Origin of the sequence: Butyricicoccus faecihominis (assembly GCF_014648015.1) — a bacterium.
Taxonomy (GTDB): Bacteria; Bacillota; Clostridia; order Oscillospirales; family Butyricicoccaceae; genus Agathobaculum; species Agathobaculum butyriciproducens.
On sequence record NZ_BMQH01000004.1, the window covers coordinates 140298 to 164529 of the forward strand.

At 54.3% G+C, this 24232-nt stretch carries 21 protein-coding genes, 2 tRNA genes and 1 other RNA gene; 9 read left to right on the forward strand and 15 right to left on the reverse strand.

Going from position 1 to position 24232, the window contains the following annotated elements; translation table 11 throughout:
* Window positions 1-31: 31 nt before the first annotated feature.
* From IEY11_RS05385 to nifJ, 3 genes are all read right to left on the reverse strand, one after another.
* Window positions 32-868, reverse strand: a complete 837-nt coding sequence (locus IEY11_RS05385; protein ID WP_188886016.1) for a hypothetical protein — start codon at window positions 866-868, stop codon at window positions 32-34.
* A gap of 12 nt (window positions 869-880) precedes the next feature.
* Window positions 881-1714 carry a hypothetical protein gene (locus IEY11_RS05390; RefSeq protein WP_188886017.1) on the reverse strand — a complete coding sequence of 278 codons (834 nt, stop codon included), beginning with the start codon at window positions 1712-1714 and terminating at the stop codon, window positions 881-883.
* Window positions 1715-2138: 424 nt separating this feature from the next.
* Window positions 2139-5699 (reverse strand): pyruvate:ferredoxin (flavodoxin) oxidoreductase, encoded by a 3561-nt coding sequence (gene nifJ, locus IEY11_RS05395; protein ID WP_188886018.1) that lies wholly within the window; start codon window positions 5697-5699, stop codon window positions 2139-2141.
* A gap of 318 nt (window positions 5700-6017) precedes the next feature.
* On the opposite strand from nifJ, the gene IEY11_RS05400 reads away from it, so the two are divergent.
* The gene (locus tag IEY11_RS05400; protein ID WP_188886019.1) at window positions 6018-7541 is read left to right on the forward strand and encodes a YifB family Mg chelatase-like AAA ATPase; all 1524 of its coding nucleotides are present in this window, start codon (window positions 6018-6020) and stop codon (window positions 7539-7541) included.
* 304 nt (window positions 7542-7845) lie between these two features.
* Window positions 7846-9078, forward strand: a complete 1233-nt coding sequence (locus IEY11_RS05405) for an S-layer homology domain-containing protein (RefSeq protein WP_118646456.1) — start codon at window positions 7846-7848, stop codon at window positions 9076-9078.
* Between the two features lie 411 nt (window positions 9079-9489).
* Here IEY11_RS05405 and IEY11_RS05410 read toward each other — a convergent pair whose 3' ends face one another.
* A complete protein-coding gene (locus IEY11_RS05410; protein ID WP_118284956.1) occupies window positions 9490-9723 on the reverse strand; it encodes a helix-turn-helix domain-containing protein in 234 nt (77 codons plus the stop codon).
* A gap of 113 nt (window positions 9724-9836) precedes the next feature.
* Between IEY11_RS05410 and IEY11_RS05415 the strand changes: the two genes are divergently transcribed.
* Together IEY11_RS05415 and IEY11_RS05420 are read left to right on the forward strand one after the other, a co-directional pair.
* Window positions 9837-10217, forward strand: coding sequence for a YkvA family protein (locus IEY11_RS05415; RefSeq protein WP_118646454.1), 381 nt, complete (start codon window positions 9837-9839; stop codon window positions 10215-10217).
* A 2-nt stretch (window positions 10218-10219) separates the two neighbouring features.
* Window positions 10220-10387 (forward strand): hypothetical protein, encoded by a 168-nt coding sequence (locus tag IEY11_RS05420; protein ID WP_188886020.1) that lies wholly within the window; start codon window positions 10220-10222, stop codon window positions 10385-10387.
* A 162-nt stretch (window positions 10388-10549) separates the two neighbouring features.
* On the opposite strand, the gene ssrS is transcribed toward IEY11_RS05420, so the two are convergent.
* Window positions 10550-10744: non-coding RNA, 6S RNA (gene ssrS / locus IEY11_RS05425), on the reverse strand.
* A gap of 74 nt (window positions 10745-10818) precedes the next feature.
* Entirely contained in the window at window positions 10819-11091 is a 273-nt protein-coding gene (locus IEY11_RS05430) for a DUF1292 domain-containing protein (RefSeq protein ID WP_117492244.1), read from the reverse strand.
* A 395-nt stretch (window positions 11092-11486) separates the two neighbouring features.
* On the opposite strand from IEY11_RS05430, the gene infC reads away from it, so the two are divergent.
* From infC to IEY11_RS05450, 4 genes are all read left to right on the forward strand, one after another.
* Complete coding sequence (infC, locus tag IEY11_RS05435) at window positions 11487-11996, forward strand: translation initiation factor IF-3 (RefSeq protein WP_118360706.1); 510 nt, start codon at window positions 11487-11489, stop codon at window positions 11994-11996.
* Between the two features lie 46 nt (window positions 11997-12042).
* The gene (rpmI, locus tag IEY11_RS05440; protein WP_054327617.1) at window positions 12043-12246 is read left to right on the forward strand and encodes a 50S ribosomal protein L35; all 204 of its coding nucleotides are present in this window, start codon (window positions 12043-12045) and stop codon (window positions 12244-12246) included.
* Window positions 12247-12284: 38 nt separating this feature from the next.
* A complete protein-coding gene (gene rplT, locus IEY11_RS05445; RefSeq protein WP_110436155.1) occupies window positions 12285-12638 on the forward strand; it encodes a 50S ribosomal protein L20 in 354 nt (117 codons plus the stop codon).
* A 124-nt stretch (window positions 12639-12762) separates the two neighbouring features.
* Complete coding sequence (locus IEY11_RS05450; protein ID WP_188886021.1) at window positions 12763-14022, forward strand: copper amine oxidase N-terminal domain-containing protein; 1260 nt, start codon at window positions 12763-12765, stop codon at window positions 14020-14022.
* A 392-nt stretch (window positions 14023-14414) separates the two neighbouring features.
* Here the strand turns inward: IEY11_RS05450 and IEY11_RS05455 are convergent.
* The 7 genes from IEY11_RS05455 to IEY11_RS05485 all read right to left on the reverse strand — a co-directional run bounded on the left by IEY11_RS05455 (window position 14415) and on the right by IEY11_RS05485 (window position 18812).
* Window positions 14415-14490, reverse strand: a tRNA-Gly gene (locus IEY11_RS05455).
* A 24-nt stretch (window positions 14491-14514) separates the two neighbouring features.
* Window positions 14515-14590 (reverse strand) — tRNA-Gly (locus IEY11_RS05460).
* A 171-nt stretch (window positions 14591-14761) separates the two neighbouring features.
* Window positions 14762-15775, reverse strand: a complete 1014-nt coding sequence (locus tag IEY11_RS05465; RefSeq protein WP_188886022.1) for an NAD(P)H-dependent glycerol-3-phosphate dehydrogenase — start codon at window positions 15773-15775, stop codon at window positions 14762-14764.
* 1 nt (window position 15776) lies between these two features.
* Window positions 15777-16412, reverse strand: coding sequence for a glycerol-3-phosphate 1-O-acyltransferase PlsY (gene plsY / locus IEY11_RS05470; protein WP_188886023.1), 636 nt, complete (start codon window positions 16410-16412; stop codon window positions 15777-15779).
* A gap of 12 nt (window positions 16413-16424) precedes the next feature.
* Window positions 16425-17753, reverse strand: coding sequence for a ribosome biogenesis GTPase Der (gene der, locus IEY11_RS05475; RefSeq protein ID WP_118284961.1), 1329 nt, complete (start codon window positions 17751-17753; stop codon window positions 16425-16427).
* A gap of 318 nt (window positions 17754-18071) precedes the next feature.
* Window positions 18072-18257: a 50S ribosomal protein L32 gene (gene rpmF, locus IEY11_RS05480; RefSeq protein ID WP_110436149.1), complete on the reverse strand. Its 186-nt coding sequence runs from the start codon at window positions 18255-18257 to the stop codon at window positions 18072-18074.
* Between the two features lie 45 nt (window positions 18258-18302).
* Entirely contained in the window at window positions 18303-18812 is a 510-nt protein-coding gene (locus IEY11_RS05485) for a YceD family protein (RefSeq protein ID WP_110436148.1), read from the reverse strand.
* A gap of 175 nt (window positions 18813-18987) precedes the next feature.
* Between IEY11_RS05485 and IEY11_RS05490 the strand changes: the two genes are divergently transcribed.
* Window positions 18988-19956, forward strand: coding sequence for an RluA family pseudouridine synthase (locus IEY11_RS05490; RefSeq protein ID WP_188886024.1), 969 nt, complete (start codon window positions 18988-18990; stop codon window positions 19954-19956).
* 87 nt (window positions 19957-20043) lie between these two features.
* On the opposite strand, the gene IEY11_RS15055 is transcribed toward IEY11_RS05490, so the two are convergent.
* Window positions 20044-21780 carry an ammonium transporter gene (locus IEY11_RS15055; RefSeq protein WP_407926643.1) on the reverse strand — a complete coding sequence of 579 codons (1737 nt, stop codon included), beginning with the start codon at window positions 21778-21780 and terminating at the stop codon, window positions 20044-20046.
* Window positions 21781-21904: 124 nt separating this feature from the next.
* A complete protein-coding gene (locus IEY11_RS05500) occupies window positions 21905-23983 on the reverse strand; it encodes a glutamine synthetase III family protein (protein WP_188886063.1) in 2079 nt (692 codons plus the stop codon).
* Window positions 23984-24232: the final 249 nt, after the last annotated feature.

Below are 24232 nucleotides of genomic sequence, written 5' to 3' on the forward strand. Positions count from 1 at the left end.
TGACGTTGGTATCTGCAAAAGGTTCCCAGATTTATCGGGTAATGTCAAAAAAATCATTGACGGTGCAGGTCTGCAGAATACCGTCCGGCGTGTAGCATTCATCCCGCAGGACGCGCTGCTGCTCGTCATACCATATTTTCTCGGTTACGCCATCCTCGCTGACGCAGACTGCGGTGTGCTCGGCGTCGTCATACGTCCACTCGTTGTTCTGCATCATTTCGTAATTCGGATCATGCACATTGTTTTCCATGCGCAGTATGGAACCGCGTGCATCCTTCACCGTGATCCATGTACCGGTCAGCACACCCTCAAAAACCGTACTGGTTCTGGTCGTTTCTCCGGTTTTGGGATTGTATTCCGACACTGTCTGTGACTGCATGTTGCCTGCCGTGTCGTAACTCCGCTCCAGATACGGTTCTTTCTCGTCTCCGCGATAGGTGTAAGTCTCTATTCCGTCCTCATCCTCCGTGCGAACGATACGACCCTGCTCGTCATACTCTGTGTAAGAAACCGTTTTCACACCGCAGGTTGTGAAATACCATGTCATTTTGCTGCCATTGTAAACCTTGCGTTCACTGGAACTCACACCGAACGGACGCTTGCAATTCAGTGACCAGATCTCGCGGTTCTGCGCATCGTAGCCGGTGATTCTGAGATAGGACCATTCCTTCTCATCCGGTATCACGCGCGTTGTCTTTTGCTGTTCAATCCGAGCAGCAGGCTGCATATACGCCAGAAGTGTCCAGTTTTCCGCTGTCGGACGGATATACCGCAGTCCGTTCAGCGATAAGCCGCCGAAAACAGCACCGCAGCAGACCGCAGTGCTCGCCGCCAGCATTCCGGCTCGTTTAAGAATGTTCAGCTTCACCCAAACACCTCCTCAGCGGGTTACATCGGTGTATGTTGTTGTAATCTCACGCGGAAAAACATCCTCCGAAAAGCTATATGCATTTTTTATCCAGCGTCCCTGTTCGTCATACCAGTATTTCTCGGTCGTGCCCGATTCACCATTCACGCAGGTGGCTGTGCGTGCGGCATCATCATACATCCATCGGTTGACATAAGTTTCTGTCCCGCCGTCCGCGTCGGTAATCTCCCGCTTGATGGTATTGCCGTGCGCATCCTCGGTAAAACGTACCCTCATCTGAAAAGTGCCGTCCTCCTCATACCACATACATAATGTGATCGTATTTCCGGTACTGCTGTCTGTTTCTGTGGTTTTCTGCAGAAGCTGAACATTCTGACCGTTATAGGATTTCTCCAGATAAGGCTTGGTCTCGTTTCCGTGATAAAAAAAGTTCGTCACAGCCTCCCCCGGGATTTCCTCCCGAATGAGCCGTCCCTGTTCATCATACTGCCAGACCACAGCCGGCTGACCCTCTCCCCAATTATACTGCGCTTCGGTGTTGCCGGTGTACACATGGCGGCTGCTGCCGACCGAGGTCAGCCTGCCGAATGTCGTACTCGACCAAATCTCACGATTCTGTGCATCATAACCGGTAATGGTATAGCTGGGTGCAGAAGAATCCTGAAAATCCATGACGGACTGTTCGATTCTTGCCGCCGGTTCGACCCACGGCAGCAGCCACCAGTTGTCCGCCGTTGGCCTCATGTAACGCAGTCCATTCATCGCCAGCGCCCCGAAAACACCAGCTGTACAGGCAGCAGTTGCCGCTGTCAACATTCCCACACGTTTCAACAGATCTTTTTTCATTATGATCCCGCCCTTCTCTATCCAATTGTCCTGCCTGTCTTATTGATTTCAGTATAGCATAAATTTTTCCGAAAGGATATATCTCTTTGTATTTTGAAACAGAAATGTATCATGCGGCGGCAAAATCGTTTGTCCGCGTCTGGTTGTCGGTGATGCGAGAGCGCACTGTACTCCCCTACGATTGCGCGTGTGCAGATGAATTTACAGGTGCCGTCCGCTACCATCAGACTAAAGAGTTGTGCGACACTGTTATCCCCCAATAGACCTTTAGGCAAAATATATCGTGCAGGGCGGGGTGACCTTACCCCGCCCTGCAATATAGCAGACACAATTCGCGTATGTTACGAAATAAACGCAAAAAAATCCCGCAGAGAAAACCTCTGCGGGATTTATTATGCTATTTCAGCAAGCGTTTTGCGCGATCTTACGCCTCGGGAGCGTACAGATCCTGCAGGCGCTTCAGGTGAGCGTAACGCTTGGTAGACTCTACCTCGGAACGCTCGAACAGGCCCTCTGCACGATCCGGGAATGCACGGGTCAGTGCGGAGTAACGAGCCTCGTTCATCATGAACTTGCGGTAATCCTCGGTCTTGGGCTCCTTGGACTCCAGAATGAACGGGTTCTTGCCCTCGTCAGCCAGCTGCGGGTTGAAGCGGAACAGGTTCCAGTAACCGCAGTCAACAGCCTTCTTCATCTCAGCCTGGCAGTTGGTCATGCCGCCCTTGATGGAGTGCATCTCACACGGAGCATAGCCGATTACCAGCGACGGGCCCGGATAAGCCTCAGCCTCAGCGATGGCCTTCAGGGTCTGAGCCGGGTTAGCGCCCATAGCTACCTGTGCAACGTAAACGTAGCCGTAGCTCATAGCGATCTCAGCAAGGCTCTTCTTCTTGGTGGTCTTACCGGAAGCTGCGAACTGTGCAACAGCGCCGATGTTGGTAGCCTTGGAAGCCTGTCCGCCGGTGTTGGAGTAAACCTCGGTATCGAATACCATAACGTTTACGTCCTTGCCGGATGCCAGAACGTGATCCAGACCGCCGAAGCCGATATCGTATGCCCAGCCGTCGCCGCCGAAGATCCAAACGGACTTCTTAGCGAGGTATTCCTTGTGAGCCAGAACATCCTTGCAGTCCGGGCAGCCTGCTGCTGCGCCCTTTTCGAGCTCTGCAACCAGTGCCTTTGCCGGCTCAGCGTTAGCAGCGCCGTTGTCCTTGGTATCCATGAAGGTGTTGACAGCGTTCTTGAAGTCGTCGGTAGCGTTCTCAGAGCCAGCCATAACCTCGAGCTTGGAGATCAGGCGCTCGCGGAGAGCTTCCTGGCCGTAGTACATGCCAAGGCCGTGCTCTGCGTTATCCTCGAACAGGGAGTTAGCCCATGCCGGACCGTGGCCGTTTGCATCAACGGTGTACGGGGAGGTAGCAGCCGGGCCGCCCCAAATGGACGAACAGCCGGTAGCGTTGGAGATGTACATACGATCGCCGCAAACCTGAGTGATCAGGCGGGCGTAAGAGGTCTCTGCACAGCCTGCGCAGGAACCGGAGAACTCAAGCAGCGGCTTCTTGAACTGCGAATCCTTAACGGAGTTCGTGGAGATCATGTCGGCCTTCTCGGAAACCTTTGCTACGCAGTAATCGAATGCATCCTGCTGAGCAGCCTCGTCAGCCTGCGGAACCATAGTCAGGGACTTGGTCGGGCAAACGCCGATACATACGCCGCAGCCCATGCAGTCGAGCGGAGATACAGCCATGGTGTACTTGTAAACGCCCTTGCCCTTGCCGGCCTTGATGTCAACCAGCTTGGTGGAAGCCGGTGCTGCAGCAGCCTCTTCCTCAGTCAGAGCGAACGGACGAATGGTAGCGTGCGGGCAGACGTAAGCACACTGGTTACACTGAACACAGGTAGCCTCGTTCCACTGCGGAACGGTAACTGCTACGCCGCGCTTCTCGTAAGCAGCTGCGCCGTGCTCGAAGGAGCCGTCAACATGCTCGCCTGCGAATGCGGATACCGGCAGGGAGTCGCCGTCCATGCGGCCGATCGGCTCCATAACGTCCTTGACCATCTTGACAACTTCCGGACGGCCCTGCAGATCGCGGGTATCAGCCTCGTCCTGTGCGTCAGCCCAGTCAGCCGGTACGTCGATCTTCTTGAATGCGGTAGCGCCGATGTCGATAGCCTTGTGGTTCATATCAACGATGTCCTGGCCCTTCTTCAGGTAGGACTTGGTAGCAGCGTCCTTCATGAACTGGATAGCCTGCTCGCTCGGCATTACCTTAGCCAGTGCGAAGAATGCAGACTGCAGGATGGTGTTGGTGCGCTTGCCCATGCCGATCTCGATAGCGAGGTCGATTGCGTTGATGGTGTAAAGCTGAACGTCGTTCTTAGCAATGTAGCGCTTCTCGGAAGCTGCCAGATGCTTGCTCAGCTCCTCCGGAGTCCACTGGCAGTTGATGAGGAATACGCCGCCCGGCTTAACGTCACGCACGATCGGGAAGTGCTTGGTGATGTAGGACGGGTTGTGGCAGGCTACGAAGTCAGCCTTGTTGATGTAGTAAGGAGAACGGATCGGCTTGTCGCCAAAACGCAGATGCGAAACGGTTACGCCGCCGGTCTTCTTGGAGTCGTACTGGAAGTAAGCCTGTACGAACTTGTCGGTGTGGTCGCCGATGATCTTGATGGAGTTCTTGTTCGCACCAACGGTACCGTCGCCGCCGAGACCCCAGAACTTGCACTCGGTCGTGCCTTCTGCTGCGGTGTTCGGTGCCGGCTTCTCCTCGAGGGACAGGTAGGTAACGTCGTCGTTGATGCCCAGAGTGAACATCTTCTTCGGCTCTGCCTTAGCAAGCTCCTCGTATACAGCGAATACGGAGGACGGGGGCGTATCCTTGGAACCCAGACCGTAACGGCCGCCGGTTACTACCTTATCGGTGATGCCTGCATCAGCCAGAGCGGTAACAACGTCCATGTAAAGCGGCTCGCCCTGGGAGCCCGGCTCCTTGGTGCGGTCGAGGACTGCGATCTTCTTAGCGGTCTCCGGGATAGCTGTGATCAGCTTGTCAGCACGGAACGGACGGTACAGACGAACCTTAACCAGGCCGACCTTCTCGCCGTGTGCGTTCAGGTAATCGATAACTTCCTCTGCAACGTCGCAGATGGAGCCCATAGCGATGATAACGCGGTCAGCGTCAGCAGCGCCGTAGTAGTTGAACAGCTGGTAGTTGGTGCCGAGCTTGGCATTTACCTTGCCCATGTACTCCTCAACGATGCCCGGAACAGCTTCATAGAACTTGTTGGAAGCCTCGCGGTGCTGGAAGAATACGTCGCCGTTCTCGTGAGAGCCGCGCATCATAGCGTGCTCCGGGTTCAGTGCGCGCTTGCGGAATGCTTCAACAGCATCCATGTCGCACATTTCCTTCAGATCCTCGTAATCCCAAACCTGGATCTTCTGGATCTCGTGGGAGGTACGGAAGCCGTCGAAGAAGTTGATGAACGGAACACGGGACTTAATGGTAGCCAGATGTGCTACTGCAGACAGGTCCATGACCTCCTGCGGGTTGGTCTCAGCCAGCATAGCGAAACCAGTCTGGCGGCAAGCCATAACGTCGGAATGATCACCGAAGATGTTCAGTGCATGAGATGCAACGGTACGAGCGGAAACGTGGAATACACACGGAAGCAGCTCGCCTGCGATCTTGTACATATTCGGGATCATCAGAAGAAGACCCTGAGAAGCGGTGTAGGTGGTGGTCAGCGCACCTGCTGCCAGAGAGCCGTGTACGGTACCCGCCGCACCTGCCTCGGACTGCATTTCGATTACCTTAACGGTAGTACCGAAAATGTTCTTCTGACCTGCGGCAGCCCACTGGTCAACGCTGTCTGCCATGGGGCTGGACGGGGTGATCGGATAGATACCCGCAACTTCGGTAAACGCGTACGATACGTGCGCGGCCGCAGTGTTGCCGTCCATGGACTTCATCTTTCTTGCCATGTTGATGTCCTCCTATAAAAAATTATAATTCTCAATCGGAATTAAAAGCCCTCGTTTTGGTGTATTTTAACCTAAACTAAGCCTTACCTGCCCCTCCATTGTAGCACTCACGCACAAAGTTGTAAACAGTAAATGTACTATTTTCCGCACTATTTTTCAAATTTTGATAAGATGTTTCATATTATGAAACGCATACAAACTTTTTATCATGGAATTTCTGTGTTTTTTCCGTGTTTTTTATTGCGTAATCTGATGACACATAGTATAGTATTAGATGTATAGTTATCTGGTTATGTCATAAGTATCGGAGGGATCGGCATGGTATCTCGCGTATTCTCCGCAGGACTGAGCGGCATTGACGGCTACATTGTCACCGTCGAGTGCTTCCTCTCCGGCGGACTTCCCCGGCTGGATGTCGTCGGTCTGCCGACCGGCGCGGTATCCGAAGCCGGAGAGCGCGTCCGTGCCGCCGCAAAGGCCTGTGCCTTTGACTGGCCCGTATCCCGACTGACCGTCAACCTCGCACCTGCCGACACCAAAAAGGCAGGAACAGCATACGATCTGCCCCTTCTGCTTTCCATTCTGGCGGCAGCGGGCGAGATCGACGCACCGCCCGACAACGCTCTCTTCTTCGGAGAGCTTTCCCTCACCGGAGAGCTGCGGCCTGTCTGCGGTGCGCTTTCCATGGCACTTGCTGCGCGTGATGCCGGTTTCAAAACCGTGTTCGTTCCCACGATGAACGCCGCCGAAGCATCCTATGCTTCCGGTGTGACGGTGTTTCCGATCCGTACATTAAATGAGCTTCTCGGACATTTGAACGGCAGAAAGCCGCTCACGCCGTGTGCTCCTCCGCCCAGGCCCGAACCGCAGGACAATGCGCTGGATTTTGCGCATGTGCTCGGTCAGCACGCGGTCAAACGCGCGCTTGAGATCGCGGCTGCAGGCGGACACAACGTGCTTCTTTCCGGACCACCCGGTTCGGGCAAGAGCATGGCTGCAAAACGCTTTTCCACCATCCTGCCGCCGCTGTCCGACAGCGAACGGCTGGAGGTTATCCGTGTCTGGTCCGCCATCGGCAGAGGACAGGAGGCGGTCGAGCGTGCCGAACGGCCGTTCCGTGCACCGCACCATAATTCCTCGGCCAACGCGATGGCAGGCGGTTCGGGTGCCGCAGGCCGGCTGCCCGTCCCCGGCGAGATCACGCTCGCGCACCGCGGTGTGCTGTTTCTGGATGAATTTCCGGAATTCCGACGCGATGTGCTTGAAACCCTGCGCCAGCCGCTTGAGGACGGCAGAGTTACCATCTCGCGTGTCGCCGGTCAGGTGACGTATCCGGCACGTTTTCAGCTCATTGCCGCGATGAATCCCTGCAAATGCGGCTGGTACGGCACGGAACGCTGCACCTGCACCAAGGCTGCCGTTCAGCAGTATCTGCACCGTCTGTCCGGTCCGCTGCTCGACCGAATCGACCTGCAGGTTGCTGTGCAGCCGGTTGAATACGCCGCGCTTGCTGCACGAGGTCAGACCAGCGAGGAACACTCTGCCGACATTCGTGCCCGTGTGCTCGCCGCGCGCGAGCGGCAGTATGCCCGGCAGGGCTCTGACGTATGCAATGCCGCGATTCCGCCGCCGCAGCTTGCCGAGCACTGCCCGCTGAGTGCGGATGCGTCTCGTATGTTTGCGGCCGCATTTCAGCGACTGGGGTTGACCGCCCGTGCGCATGACCGCGTACTGCGTGTTGCCCGCACGATCGCCGATCTGGCAGACAGCAGTGTCATCGAGGCTGAGCATCTCGCCGAGGCTCTGCAGTACCGTTCACTCGACAGAGCCGCGGGTTCTTAACAGCTTGTGGAAAAGTCTGTGGACTATGTGTATAAATTTACAATTACTGTAATTTTGTCTGAATTCGACCATTTCGTTTTATTTAAGGCAATACCGCATAATTGAACAAGAGTGATTTGCGAGTAAATTTTGCGTACTGACGAGGCGCAGTTTTGCGGTAATACTTGATGTATTACCGTGAAACTGCAACAAAGTCAGGGCACAAAATTTCCGCAAAGCACCGCCGCTTTAATTGTGCGGTGTTGCCTTAACATACTGGTTTGTTTTATCCGCAAACCAACAACCAGTCAGGAGGAAAAATTCAATGTCTCATCCTATCGCTCGCCGTGCCGGTATGCTTGCGCTGACTGCCGCAATGCTCATGCCAAGCGCGGGAGCATTATCCGATGTGTCCAGCTGGGCGCAGGAAGGCGTTGCCGCTGCGCAGAATGCCGGTCTGGCACCTTCGTCCCTGGCCAACAGTGCCGCTTCCGGCTCTATCACCCGCGCAGAGTTCTGTGCCGTTGCGCTGAACGCCTACAAGGCTGTCAGCGGCAAGGCTGTCTATGTTTCGGGCAAAAAGCCGTTCGAGGACTGCTCGGACCCCAATGTCACCGCAGCTTACCTGCTCGGCATTGTAAACGGTCGCACCAACGGCAACTTTGATCCGGATGCCAAGATCAGCCGTGAGGAAATGTGCACCATACTCGACAACATCCTCGCCGCTGCCGATATCGAAGCAACCGAGATCGCAGGTGATGCCTGTATCGAGGATTACCCCGATGTAAGCATGATCAGCGATTACGCAATGCAGCCGGTCGTTATCATGGTCGATCATTCGGTCATCAACGGCATCACCGATACCAGCACGGACACCACCATTCTGGCTCCGTCCGGCACCACCACCCGTGAGCAGGCGCTGATCATGGCAAACCGCTTCTGCACCGCCTTCAAGCCGGATAAGACGCCGATTGCAGCGGTTGACGGCTCCGCTAACCTGCCGACCACCGCCGGTTCTTCCACCTCTGCCGCAACCACCATCACCGGTCTGCCGAAGACCGAGGCTGAGAAGATGACCTACGTTTACGGCGCAGGCAACGGCAAGTACCAGTCCGCAGCTGAGGCTGAGGCTCACATGGTAGAGATCGTGGTTCCGGTATGGCATCTGCAGTCCAACGGCACCAAGGTGGCCTCCAAGGCTTATCTGCAGGTAAACGCTTCGCTGGCTTCCATCTATCAGGCAATCTTCGAGGAGATCTTCAACGGCTCCGAGAAGTTCCCGATCTATGATGTAGGCTGCTACTCGTGGCGCACCGGCGAGCACTCGCAGGGCACCGCAGTTGATATCAACCCGGACGAGAACATGGAAGCTACCATCAACTCGGACGGTTCCCTGTCTCCGACCTGCGGCACCCACTGGACGCCGTATATTGATCCGTACTCCATCCCCGAGGGCGGCGATGTTTACAATGCCTTCACCAAGTACGGCTTTACCTGGGGCGGCAACGGCTGGCGCACCAAGCGCGACTACATGCACTTCAGCTACTTCGGCCGCTAAGCACTACATACGAAATGGCAAAAGAAGGGACGGCTTATCGTTAGCCGCCCCTTATCTTTTGTGAAATTTGTGTAACTTTACAGGAATTTAATTTGCATTTTTAGAATAACATGCTATAATAATATATAGAGTACATTAGTAAGGAGGCATGACATCATGAGAAGACTTTCTATTCCGCAGAAGCCCGACCGTCCGGACATCGACGATCTGATCTTTGGTGATGACCATAAGACGCAGAGCGAAAAGTAACCGCACTTTTTGATCGGTTCCACGCAGGGCTTGCAGAGAAACAGCAGCCGCGTGGTTTTTTTATACCTGTTTTTGAAAGGAAACATATAAAAATGGAATCATCCAGTCCCGCGTCACGGACAAAAACGTAACACCCGAAGCATTTTTAATGCCTCGGGTGTTTTATTTTGGTCGTTTCGATGGCGGTAACGGTGTCGGTATATCGGTCAATCCAAGCAAATATTCCAGATTGACCTGATAGAAACGAGAAAGTAGAATCAGAATCTCCAACGGAAATTCACGCACACCGTTTTCATAATTGCTGTATGTGTTCTGCGCTACCTTTAGATATGCGGCAATTTCACGCTGTTTGATATCCCTGTCTTCGCGCAATTCTTTTATGCGGTTGTGCTCCATATGACCACCTCGCATTTACCTTAACTTATCTCGAAACATGATATTGACTTTTATCTCGTTTCGAGATATAGTGTATGTAAGGTGGTGGAATATATACGACGGGAGGAAAAAGTATGTGGTATGATTTTGAAGCTGCATTTGAGAGTAAGAAATCTGAAGCAGAGGAAATGCTGCACGACGAAGATAAGCTACTGGAATTCATCAGCAAAGTCTTGAAAAAGCTGGATACAATTCCAGTTGTAGGCTCGTTGCTGGGAGATATTCCGCTGTTGTGCATGATCGTTGTCGATTATGTTAAAGGAGAGTATACCGAAATTCCGTTAGCAAGCGTGATTGGCATTATTGCAGCATTGATTTATTTTTTCAGTCCGGTTGATTTGATTCCGGATTGTATTCCGGGGATTGGGTTGTTGGACGATGCGGCAGTTATTGGAATTGCGATTAAGGCAGTGGATAATGATTTGCAAGCCTATAGAGAGTGGAAAGGAATGTAATTATGGCAACAAGAAAAACAAGAAGTGATTGCACAGTAGGAGCGTTTGAAAAGAAGCATGGTTTACCGTCCGGAGCGATTCGTAATCCAAACGGCAAAGATGCAAGAGCGGATAAGAAAATAGGAAATCTGCGCAAAGATTTTGCAAATGCCAAAAAGAATAAGAAATAATAAAAACCACCACGTTTCCGTGGTGGTTTTTATTATGCAATTTACGGCCGTTTCCTCTTAACCCACTCCTACCTCCTCACTCCTAACTTCTACCTTACACAATCTCTTCATTCTCAACTCTCCACCCAAAATATCAATTTTAATTACATTAAATAGGTAAAATAAAACCCCACCCTGCCGATGCAGTCCAATTAGTAACCTGCACGACTCATGCAGGTGGGTCCTCTGTTTGATACCTCTGCGCTTCCAACTTCCGTGTATACCCGGGAGGCCTGCTGCTCAGTATCAAAACTTTCCGAAGTCCCGTACTAAAAATGTGGGTTAAAAAAGGACTGCTGTCGAACAGGGCAGGATCTTACCGAAATAAAATGCTTTGCTTCCGATAACGAAGCTGCGCTGTTTATTCTTATTTTATGCCATCGGCCGGAGAATTACTCCTCCTCTGCCTCGGCGCGTTCCATAACGATGTTGAACACTGCATCTGCGATCTCGTCATCCTCGACCGCCTCGAGCAGCTCTTCGCCGTTCTCCTCAACGATCTGCATGATAACGACCTCTGCATCCTCCTCGATGGAGATCTCTGCAGGGATAAACGCCAGATAGGTCACGCCATTATATTCCACGGTGTCGATATGCTCAAACTCGACCTCGTTGCCGTCCTCGTCGATCAGGGTTACAAAATCATTGCCGTATTCCTCGCTCATGGGTCCGGCACCTCCTTAAATTCATAGTAAAGGGGAGCAATCAGGTGTTTCCTGTCCCTTGTATTAAGCATAACAAATTATGACGTATTTGTAAAGCCTTATGTTGTGCATTCAGCACTACGCTTTACACGATCATAGTATGTCTGTTGCTGTAATAATCATACCAGTTAAAAAACATGAAATAAAGCCTTGACTTTGCAAATTAATTCTGGTATAGTAGTTGAGGTAACAAGGAAGAAGGCATGTCCTCACCCGCAGCGAAGCAAACGGGTCAATAAAGCACAGAAGCCGCTTTGCGCGCTCTGCGATTTTATTTGGAGGACGGTCTGAATGATCAGTCCTTTTTCTTTTTGTCTTAAACCGATTTCGTTTGGAGGTGCTTACCAATCAGCAGCATGGAACATCAAATCAATGAAGAGATCCGCGACAAGGAAGTTCGTCTGATCGGTGACGACGGCGAACAGCTCGGCATTCTGCCTATTCAGCAGGCACAGGATATCGCCGTAGAAAAGGGCATGGATCTGGTCAAAATCGCGCCGCAGGCTAAGCCGCCTGTCTGCAAGATCATGGATTACGGTAAATTCCGCTTCGAGCAGGCAAAGCGCGAGAAGGAAGCGCGAAAGAATCAGCGTGTCGTGGAGATCAAAGAGATTCGCCTGACGCCTAATATCGACATCGGCGACCTGAACACCAAGGTAAAGAACGCTTGCCGCTTCCTGCAGGACGGCAACAAGGTCAAGGTTTCGGTTCGCTTCCGTGGCCGTGAGGTCACGCACGCGTCGCTTGGTCAGGATCTGCTCCATCGCTTCGCGGAGCTGTGCTCGGAGTGCAGCACGGTAGAAAAGCAGCCCAAGCTCGAAGGCCGCCAGATGCTGATGTTTCTGGCGCCCGCAAAGGACAAGTAAAACCAACGCGCAGATATAGCGCAAATTCAGAGAGGAGCAAAACCTTATGCCTAAGATCAAAACGCACAGCGGTGCAAAAAAGAGATTTTCCGTTACCAAGAACGGTAAGTTCAAGCGCGGTCACGTTGGCAAGCGCCACCTGCTCAACGGCCATGGCAAGACCACTAAGCTGAAGCGCCACCTCCGCAAGGAAGGCTTCGCAGATTCTACCAACGTAGCACAGCTGAAGCGTCTGCTGCCGTACAAGTAAGTTAGAAAACAACATCTTTCATATAGGAGGCAAACACAATGGCAAGAGTTAAGGGCGCAATGATGACCCGTAAAAGAAGAAAGAAGATCCTGAAGCGTGCTAAGGGTTACTGGGGTTCCAAGTCTACCCACTACCGTGTAGCCAACCAGGCTGTAATGAAGAGCCTGAAGTACGCTTACATCGGCCGTAAGCACAAGAAGCGTGACTTCCGTCGTCTGTGGATCACCCGCATCTCTGCAGCTTGCAAGACCTGCGATATCAACTACAGCCGTTTCATGAACGGTCTGAAGAAGGCTGGTATCGACCTGAACCGCAAGATGCTGGCTGACCTGGCTGTAAACGACCAGGCTGCATTCGCTGCACTGGCTGAGAAGGCTAAGGCTGCACTTTAATTGCATAACAAAAACGAGTCTGTGAAAGCAGGCTCGTTTTTTGCATTCAGCGTTCCGCTCGGGACGCTGTTTTCATATTCCGCGTTCCTCTGCCCTATACTGTGATGGTAAGGAGTGTGATGAAATGGGTCCGTCCATTTACTTAGGGGTACAAGGCTACGGCTGCGCCTGTGCCGAGGATAAAGATCGGTTTGCGCATCGGTTTCGGCAGGCCGACAGCGTATGCTGCTATGCCGTGTGCGATAAAGGCCGATACGCCATCCAAAATCGCCTGCAGGAAGGTCATGCGTATCATTTGACCATCCGGCAGGGAACGGTAATACAGGCCATTCTCAGCCGTCCGGACGCACAAGGCGTAATCCATGCCGTCAGCGGCAATTCCATCACAGTAGACGGCATGCACCTTCCCTGCCGCGCTGTGTTTGAAATCCGCACACGAGCCGGCGGCGCTGTCGTTCTGCCGTGCTTTCTCACTGGCCGGATCGTCGGAAGTTATGCACAGGTGTTCGGCGGTGCTGCGTATATCCGGCCTGCTCCGCGGATGTACCATCCGCCGGTTCACGGCATTCCCGGTCGGCGCACGATGCAGAACCTGCTCCGAACCGCCTTGATGCCCGTCGGCACCGCGCTGTACGTCTACGGCGGCGGCTGGAACTGGCAGGATACCGGCTCCGGCAATACCGCCATGCACATTGGCCTGCCGCAAAGCTGGATTGACTTCTTCGACTGTCAGAACGCCTGCTATACCTACCGCAGTGACAGCAATCCCGCGCACAGCTACTACCCGACCGGCGGCTGGAACCAGTACGGCTATGCCGGTCTGGATTGCTCGGGCTATCTCGGCTGGACGCTGTACAATACCCTACATACCGAGAGTGCGTCTGTCTCCGACTGTGACGGCTATGTCGCGCCCGCCGCCGAGTTTGCCCATACGCTTGCCCAAAGAGCCTGGGGTACCCTTTCCCGTCAGGACTGCGGCAACGGCCTGCAGGAGCCGTCCTCGCTCCATCCCGGCGATATCTTCAGCATGGACGGTCATATGTGGCTGTGCATCGGTCCCTGCCGAGACGGCAGCATTGTCATCGCGCACTCTACGCCCTCGCCCAGTAAAACCGATTGTAAAGGCGGCGGCGTGCAGCTCAGCGCGCTCAATCCCGCGAGTGATGCGGATAAGAACTGTCAGGCGTATCGGCTTGCAGAACGCTTTATGCAGCGGTATCCGCGCTGGAGTGCAAGGTATCAGGTGCATCTGCTGCCCTATTCGGTTTATGGGAAGCTGTCTGAGAATCCGCATACAGGATTGTTTCGGTGGAATGATTTTCTTTCAGATAAAGAAGGTGTTCAGGAACAGTTTGCGGAGGAGATTCTGCAAATTGAGAATTGAAAATGGAGAATTACGCGACACTGTTATCCCCCAGGGCCCTCTCTTGCCCTTCGGGTAATTCACCTTGTGTCGCGCCTGCGTAGAGTAGCCGGTATGTGTAGCAGTACGGAATCCGGCACTGCGCAGAGGTAAAGAAATGGGAGCACACTGTGCTCCCCTGCGGTAATAAAAATCCTCTGCTGTTCCCTTTTTTCGAAGCGGTCGCCGGTCTCTGATCTGCGCCAGACTAACAAACAAAAGGAAGTGGGAGTTAAGAGGGTAGAAACCTTGGTGTCTACCCTCTTGCCCCGCCGCAGGGTGCAGCGACTTCCCGCCAAAGATTGGCGCCCATTCCTCAATCTTCAGCGAACAGAAAAAGCAAAAAATCCACTTGCTTTCGCAAGTGGACTAACTGGAGCGGCTGACGAGGCTCGAACTCGCTACCTCCACCTTGGCAAGGTGGCGCTCTACCAGATGAGCTACAGCCGCATATGTGATTTTGAGAAGAAAAGGTGGAGCGGCTGACGAGGCTCGAACTCGCTACCTCCACCTTGGCAAGGTGGCGCTCTACCAGATGAGCTACAGCCGCATATTCCTTTCATCTCGCTTTTGGCTTATCGCCTCAAAGCAAGATTTATTATATCAGGTGATGTGCCCTCTGTCAACACTTTTCTTTCTTTTTTTCGCAAATTTTTCCGAAATACAGAAAACCGACGGCACACACCGTCGGTTTTCTCTTTCTCTTTTCCTTTTCAGCTTCTCAGTGCACCCAGACCTCTTCGTGCTCGCCGCGGCGCGGACGATTGAGCAGATGCTTGATCGCCTCCTGTGCAGGCATGCCGCCGTACAGCACGGCATACATCGCTTCGGTAATCGGCATAGACACGCCCTGCTGCTGTGCAAGGTGATAGCCCGCCTCGGTCGCGTAATAGCCCTCGACCGTTGCACCGACCTCCTTCATCGCCTCCTGCGCAGTCGCGCCCTTGCCGATCAGGATACCGGCACGGCGGTTGCGCGAGTGCATGGAGCAGCAGGTTACGATCAGATCGCCCACACCGGACAGGCCCGCAAATGTCTCCTGCTTGGCGCCCAGCTTGACGCCCAGACGCGCAATCTCGGTCAGACCACGGGTCATAAATGCCGCCTTGGAGTTGTCGCCCAGACCCAGACCATCCGAAATACCGGCGCCGAGCGCAATAATGTTCTTGAACGCACCGCCCAGCTCACAGCCGATAATGTCGGACGAGGTGTACACGCGGAAATTGGTATCGTTCATGAACGCCGCCTGCGTCAGCTCAGCCGCCGCACGACTCTCCGAAGCGGCTACGATAGCCGTCGGAATGCCGCGTGCAACCTCCTCGGCGTGCGTCGGACCGGTCAGTGCAACGACCGGATTGCTGCCGTTCATCGCGTTCGAGATGGTCTCGGAGAACCGACAGTAGCCGTGCTTGGAGTCCAGACCCTTGCCGACATTGACGATAACCGTATGCGGCGGCACGATCTTCGCCAGCTGCTCCGCCGTGCTCGCTACCGCGAAGGACGGCACCGCCAGCACGACCAGATCCGCCTTGGCAGTGCCGGACATGTCAGTCGTAATCTCAATGCCCTCCGGAATGACAACACCCGGCAGCAGCTTCTCGTTGCAGCGCTCGCGGTGCAGCAGGTCACACTCCTCCTGCAGATAGGTCCACGAGGTTACTTCATGTCCGTTCTGGTGCAGCAGCATCGCCAGTGCGATGCCCCAGCCACCGGTACCCAGTACAAAAACCTTCATGTTACTTCTCCTCTCCGTCAGGCGATGCTTCGATCGTCTTTTTGCTCTTAAAAGAGAATTTATTTTCCGTGCCGTGCAGGATGCGTCCGATATTCGAGCGATGCATGAAAACGACTGCCGCCGCCATGCCGAACGCCATCGCCGTCAGCACCGGATCGCGATAGAACAGCCATGTCGTGATCGGAAAGCTGACCGCGCCGAGGATCGAACCGAGCGAGATCCACTTTGTCAGCACGACCGACAGAATGAACAGTGCGAATGCAATGGCGAACACGCGCCAGTCAAAAAACGCGAGCATAACCGTGCCGACCAGTACGCCTTTACCGCCCTTAAAGCCGAAATACAGCGGAAACATGTGGCCGAGGATAACAAAAATACCCGCTGTCAGCTTGCCGACCGGACCGCCGAGCGCCCAACCGACCGAAACCGCTGCCGCACCTTTGGCAATGTCGCCGAGCAGAACGAACAGCGTCTTTTTCGCACCCATCGTGCGGTACGCGTTCGTCAGACCGGCGTTGCCGCTGCCGTAGTTGCGGATATCCTTGCCGAGCGTCACCTTGCTGACAATGATCGCAAAGCTGAGCGAGCCGAACAGATACGCGCACACGGCAATGATCGCAAAATGCGTAAGTGTCATGTTGCCCTCTCCTTACTGCGACTTGTCGCTGCGCTCGCGGATGACCATGCGTACCGGCGTACCGGTCAGACCGAACACCTCACGGATCTGGTTTTCCAGATAACGCTGATAGGAGAAATGGAACAGACGCGCGTCATTGCAGAAGCAGACGAATGTCGGCGGGCAGGTAGAGGCCTGCGTCATGTAGAAGATACGCAGACGGCGGCCCTTGTCCGTAGGCGGCTGCACGCGTGCGGTTGCCTCCGCGAGAATGGCGTTGAGTCGGCCGGTCGGAATGCGCATATGGTTCTGCTCATATACCTCATGGATGAGCGAGAACAGCTTGTCCACGCGCTGACCGGTCTGCGCGGAAATGAACAGCACCGGTGCATACGGCATGTATGCCAGACCCTCACGGACACGCAGCGTGTACTCCTTCATGGTGGAGCCGTCCTTTTCAACCAGATCCCACTTGTTTACCACGATGATGCACGCCTTACCGGCGTTGTGCGCCTCTCCGGCCACCTTGGTGTCCTGCTCGGTAACACCTTCGGTCGCGTCAATCATGATAACGCATACATCGGCGCGCTCTACCGCCAGCAACGAACGCATAACCGAGAATTTCTCGATCTTCTCGTCCACCTTGCTCTTCTTACGGATACCGGCGGTGTCGATGAACGTAAACTTGCCGTGGGCGTTGTCCACATCGGCGTCTACGCTGTCGCGGGTCGTACCGGCAATATTGGAAACAATAACACGTTCCTCGCCGAGCACGCGGTTGAGCAGACTGGACTTGCCGACGTTCGGCTTGCCGATGAGGGCCACACGAATGCGGTCCGCGTCCTCCTCTTCCTCGTCTGCCGGCGGGAAGTATTCGTAAGCCGCATCCAGCAGCTCACCGACACCATAGCCATGCAGCGCAGAAATACCGTACGGCTCGCCCAAACCGAGGTTGTAGAACTCATAAAACTCCGCCGGAGGATCACCCGGCTTGTCGCACTTGTTGACAGCCAGCACGAGCGGCTTGCCCGAGCGCAGCAGCATGGACGCAACGTCCTGATCGGCGGCAGTAATGCCGGTGCGCAGATCGGTGATCAGGATAATGACATCCGCATGCGAGATCGCGGTCTCTGCCTGAAAGCGCATGAACTGCAGAATCTCGTTATCGTTCGACGGCTCAATGCCGCCGGTGTCGATGACAGTGAAATCACGACCGCGCCAGTCGCTGTCAGCGTACAGACGGTCGCGGGTAACGCCCGGCGTATCCTCAACGATGGAAAGCCGCTTGCCCGCCAAGCGGTTGAACAGCTGCGACTTGCCGACGTTCGGACGGCCGACGATCGCAACAATAGGCTTTGCCATAAATTTCCCCTCCTTTAAGGTCAGTTTAAGACATTTGCAAACAAATTGCAAGCAAGAAATTCGTTAAAACCGCGCGTCAGCGCGCATTCAATAGAATTTCCGCAGAAAATTCACAAAAAGCCGCAGCATATATGTGGCTTTTGATACAAGAAAGCAAATCAGTATGCCCGCAAGGACGCGCTGATTTGCGCCCGGAACATATCCGAGCCGTGCTCGGTACGTCCCTCTCGATGCAAAGGCGAGCCTTTTCATCGAAACCTGAAAAAAAATGGAGAAAGCTATCCGGCCTTCTCCATTTTTCCTGTTCTGTTTTAAGGCTTACGCTTCCTTAACGGACTTAACCTCACGACCGTTGTAATAGCCGCAGGCCTTGCACATTCTGTGCGCCAGCTTCATCTCGCCGCACTTCGGGCACTTAGCCATGCCGGGCAGAGAGAGCTTCCAGTGGGAGTTACGACGCTTGTCGCGGCGTGCCTTAGAAATTTTACCCTTAGGTACTGCCATGTTGGATACACCTCCTACTCTATCGTCTTATTTTTCAATACGAACTCATTCGCCCTTGTCGGAATCGAGCAGGGCGCGCAGCGCGGCAAATCGCGGATCGATCTGCTTTTTATCGCAATCGCAGTCGGTCACATTGCGGTCGGCGCCGCAGTGCGGACAGAGGCCTTTGCAGTCCTCTTTGCACAGATAGGTCATCTGTACCTGCAGGATCAATGCCGGCACCAATACGTCCGCAGGATCCACGCTGTCGCTGGTCAGCACAAAAAGATCGTCCTCTTCCTCCGCCTCGGGGTCATCCGAGAGCATCATGTCAGCCTCGGCTGAGAGCGGAATCTCGAGCGGTTTCAGGCAGCGTGCGCATTCGGTGGAATAGATCGTTTCGATCGAACCCGCCAGTCTCACAACACCGCTTTCATTGGAAACCACGCCTTTGATGTGGACAGGGCTTTGAAACGGCTTCGCGCCATAGAGCTTTTCGTCCGTCAGGTCGATCGTTTCATCGAACGGAATCGACGCATGTGCAGACGTGTTCAGCTTTTTTAAGTCAATCTTCATGTCAACCTCACATGGTACTAAGATAGTATACTACAAACAATCGGTCTTTGTCAACCAAAAAATCTACAAAACACGGTATTTTTCCGAACTGTCCGCCCGCACTTTTCTTTTTTCGGAAAATGCGGTATACTGGTTTCACCCAAACGGGCAAATCAACGGAAAAGGATACCCTGCCTTGAGAGAATATTATATCACAAAAAACGACAGCGGACAACGTCTGAATAAATTTTTAGAGAAAGCTGTGCCGCTTTTATCCGGCGGCATGATGCATAAATACCTGCGGTTAAAGCGCATCAAGGTCAATAACAAGCGCACTGAAGCTGCCTACAAGCTCGCCGAGGGCGATTCCGTGCAGCTTTACCTCAACGACGAATATTTTGACGCGCCCAAGGAGGAAGAAGCCTTCCGCCGCATCAAAACACCGCGCGTGCGCGTCGTGTACGAGGACGAGCACATCCTGCTGGCGGATAAGGCGCCGGGCATGGTCGTTCACGCAGATGAGCACGGCGACACGGATACGCTCATCGCACACATTCAGGCGTACCTGTTTCAGTCCGGTGCGTGGAATCCGGATGATGCCGCGTCATTTGCACCAGCCCTGTGCAACCGTATCGACCGCAACACCGGCGGCATCGTCATCGCGGCAAAGACCGCTGAAGCGCTGCGCATATTAAATGATAAGATCAAGGACCGCGAAATGGAAAAGCGGTATCTGTGCATCGTGCACGGCAGACCCAAGCCGCCCGAGGGACTGATCGAGAATTATCTCCGCCGTGATGAAAAGCGCAAGCAGGTCACGCTGCACAGGACCCGCGTGCCGGGTGCCAAGACCGCACGCACGCGCTACCGCACGCTCACGTCGCACGACAGACTGTCGCTCGTGGAGTGTGAACTGCTGACCGGCCGTACGCACCAGATCCGCGCACATATGGCGTCCATCGGCTGCCCGCTGCTCGGTGACGGCAAATACGGCACGAACGAACTCAACCGTCCCTACGGCGAGACCGGTCAGGCGCTCTATGCCTATTCCCTCACCTTCCGATTCGCGCAGGACGCGGGAGCCTTGCAGTACCTCAACGGGAAAACCTTTAAGGTTAAAGATATTCCGTTCGTGAAGAAGTATTTTCCGAATTTTAAGCCGTGAGTAATGGAAAACGGAGAATGAACACAACGGTTTCATTCCGCAAAAAGAAAACGCTGAGCCGTGGCTCAGCGTTTTCCTTTATGCGATTTAGTTATCGTCCTGCAGAGCATCAAAGCCTTCTGCGCCGGTACGAACCTTTACAACGTTCTCCACATCGTAAACGAAGATCTTGCCGTCACCGATATGACCGGTGTACAGAACCTTCTTGACCGTTTCAACAACAGTTTCAACCGGAACCTTGGATACAACAACCTCCATCTTCATCTTGGGCAGCAGGGTTACGTCAACCTCAGCGCCGCGGTAATACTCGGGAGCGCCCTTCTGTACGCCGCAGCCGACTACGTTGGTCACAGTCATGCCGGATACGCCGATGGATGCCAGTGCTTCCTTCAGAACCTCAAACTTGGACTGCTTTGCAATGATAACGATCTTGCTCAGCTTGTGGCCGCCGGCAGCAGCCGTGCCCTCTGTGGTAACCTTGGTCACCGGAACAGCCTTCTCGACCGCTACCGGGATGGTGTCCTTGATCTTTGCAGCAGTTTCGCCAGCCTTGGTGCCCAGAACAGTAGGAACGACCGGCATAAAGTCTGCGTATGCGGAGGACAGACCGTGCTCCGGCTTATCCAGACCCATGATCTCCTCAGCCTCGCTTACGCGCAGGCCGATGGTGTGCTTGATAACATTGAATACGATGGTCATGGTGATCGCAACCCAAGCGATGACTGCGACTACGCCGAGAACCTGAATGCCGAAGAAGTGGAAGCCGCCGCCGTAGAATACGCCGAGGGGCTCAACCTCAGTGCCATTATAGTAAGCGAACAGGCCGGTAAGGATGGTGCCCAGTGCGCCGTTGATGCAGTGCACGCCGACAGCGCCGACCGGATCATCGACCTTGAGCTTCTGATCGACAAATTCGATACCGAATACAACGGCAAAGCCTGCGCAGATACCGATGATAACCGAACCGAACGGAGTAACCACATCGCAGCCTGCGGTGATGGCTACCAGACCTGCCAGAGAGCCGTTCAGCGTCATAGAAACGTCCGGCTTCTTGTAGCGGATCCAGGTGATGCACATAACGGTAACTGTTGCAACAGCAGCTGCCATGTTGGTGGTTACAAATACACGGGCTTCAACCTCAGCACCGCCGCCCGACAGTGCAACGGTAGAGCCGCCGTTGAAGCCGAACCAGCAGAACCACAGGATAAAGCAGCCGAGAGCGCCGAGCGTCAGGGAGTGGCCCGGGATAGCGCGTGCCTTGCCGTCCTTGGTGTACTTACCGATACGGGGGCCGAGGATGGCTGCACCGATCAGAGCGGCAACGCCGCCGACCATATGTACCGCCGTGGAGCCTGCGAAATCATGGAAGCCAAGCTCTGCGAGCCAGCCGCCGCCCCAGATCCAGTGACCGGAAACCGGGTAAATGACCGCAGAAATAATCATCGAGTAAATGCAGTATGCAGAGAATTTGGTGCGCTCTGCCATCGAACCGGAAACGATGGTCGCGGCAGTCGCACAGAATACGGTCTGGAAGATCAGAGTCGTCCAGTTGTAGCCCTCACCGACAACGCCGTCAGCGAAGAAATCAAAGCCTCCAAAGAACGGGCTTGCCGCGCCGAACATGATGCCGAAGCCGAGGATCCAGAAGATCGGCGTGCCGAGCGAGAAGTCCATCAGGTTCTTCATAATGATGTTGCCGGCATTCTTTGCTCTGGTGAAGCCGGTCTCAACCATTGCGAAGCCGGCCTGCATGAAGAATACCAGCGCCGCCGCAACAAGCGTCCAGCCTACGTCCATCGACGTAGCAAGTTCCATGATATCCATTTTTAATAACCCCCTTGGAAATAGAAATGGCGTATATCTCCCCCGCTCCCGAAGGAACAGTGGAAATACACGCCATTGTGTATAGAAATATATTTTCTAACAAATGTAATTGATGTCTGCTCTATTAAACGTAGAACAGAATGTCGGAGTAGGTCGGGAACGGCCAGAACTTCTTGCCTACCAGACCCTCCAGCTTATCAGCCGGTACGCGAACCGCATCCATTGCGGAGATGACAACATCGTGGTAGTAATGTGCTGCCTTCTGGCTATCATCGGTCGGAACGGCTGCAACAGCCTCGTCGAGTGCTGCGCTCTTGGTGTACAGCTCCTCGGTCAGCTCGGAAACCTTGCCCAGCAGACCGACCTCCATGCCGCCGGTAACGCCTGCTGCCTTCTTGGCATTAACGGTACCTGCCAGCTCGTTCTCAAATGCGATGCACGCCGGAGTGATCTCCTCGCGTACCATATCGCTCATGGTCATAGCCTCGATGTGCAGGATCTTGTTGTACTCCTCAAGCTGGGTCTCCATACGGGAATGGATCTCCTCGGCGGTGTAAACGTTGTGCTTTGCGAACAGGTCGAGGTTCTTCTGGTCAACGTAATGCGGGAATGCGTCCGCTGCGCTCTTGAAGTTGAGCAGACCGCGCTTCTCCGCCTCTGCTACCCAGGAATCATCGTAGCCGTTGCCGTTGAAGATGATGCGCTTGTGCGCCTTGATCTCGCGCTTTACGAGTGCCATCAGCGCCTTCTCGAAGTCCTCGGCGCCCTCCAGCTCGTCAGCGAACTGGCGGAGCTCCTCAGCAACTGCGGTGTTCAGCATAACGTTTGCACACGCGATGTTGACGGCCGAGCCCAGCGAACGGAACTCGAACTTGTTGCCGGTGAAGGCGAACGGAGAGGTACGGTTGCGGTCGGTGGTGTCCTTCGGGATAGCCGGCAGAACCGCAGCGCCCAGATCCATCTTGGTCTTGTAAACGTCGGTGTAGTCCTCGCCGGACTCGATGGAATCCAGAATAGCCTGCAGCTCGTCGCCGATGAACATGGAGATGATCGCCGGAGGCGCCTCGTTCGCGCCCAGACGGTGATCGTTGCCGGCAGAAGCGACGGAAATGCGGAGCAGATCCTGATATTCGTCAACCGCCTTGATAACGGCGGTCAGGAACAGGATGAACTGGCTGTTTTCGCTCGGGTTCTTGCCCGGCTCGAGCAGGTTCTCGCCTGCATCGGTGGAAATCGACCAGTTGTTGTGCTTGCCGGAGCCGTTTACGCCTTCAAACGGCTTCTCATGCAGCAGGCAGGTGAAGCCGTGCTTCTGTGCAACCGTACGCATAACCTCCATGGTCAGCTGGTTGTGGTCGGTCGCAATGTTGGTGGTGGAGAAGATCGGCGCCATCTCGTGCTGGCACGGTGCAACCTCGTTATGCTTGGTCTTGGAGAGGATACCCAGCTTCCACAGTTCCTCGTCAAGATCCTTCATAAAGGCAGCTACACGCGGACGGAGTGCACCAAAGTAGTGATCGTCCATCTCCTGACCCTTCGGGGGCATTGCGCCGAACAGAGTGCGGCCGGTGAAGATCAGGTCCTTGCGCTTCGTGTAATCCTTGCGGTCGATCAGGAAGTACTCCTGCTCAGGGCCTACGGTGGTGGTTACACGCTTAACATCCTTGCCGAACAGCTTGAGGATGCGGCACGCCTGCGTGCTGATGGCATCCATCGAGCGCAGCAGCGGCGTTTTCTTATCGAGGATCTGACCGGTGTAGGAGCAGAATGCGGTCGGAATGTAAAGGGAACCATCCTTTACAAATGCGTAGCTGGTCGGGTCCCATGCGGTGTAGCCGCGTGCCTCGAAGGTTGCGCGCAGACCGCCGGACGGGAAGGACGATGCGTCCGGTTCGCCCTTGATCAGCTCCTTGCCGGAGAACTCCATCATCACATGACCGTCGTCGGTCGGCGTGATGAACGAGTCGTGCTTCTCGGCGGTGATGCCGGTCATCGGCTGGAACCAGTGCGTGTAATGGGTTGCACCCTTGCTGATCGCCCAGTCCTTCATTGCCGTTGCAACAACAGCAGCAACATCAGCGTCGATCGCGGTGCCCTCGCGCATGGTCTTCTTCAGCTTCTTGTAAACGTCCTTGGGAAGACGTTCTTTCATCACAGTGTCGTTAAACACCATGCTGCCGAACAGCTCGGGAACATTCGTAATGCTCATGAATGGTTCGCTCCTTACATATGTTAATTTTAATAGCAAACAAACTGAATAAAACAAAACAGGCGCTGCGGGTCGTGTGCCCACAGCGCCTTTGCTGTTTACACTTTGCATTATAGCCGTCCTGCCTTGCTTTGTCAAGGGAGATTATGGTGTTTTTTTCATTTCCGGAAGATTTGCTACAACATACTTAATTTTCGCTTGTCCGCACTGTCACTTCCTGTGCAAAATGTGAAAATTCACTTT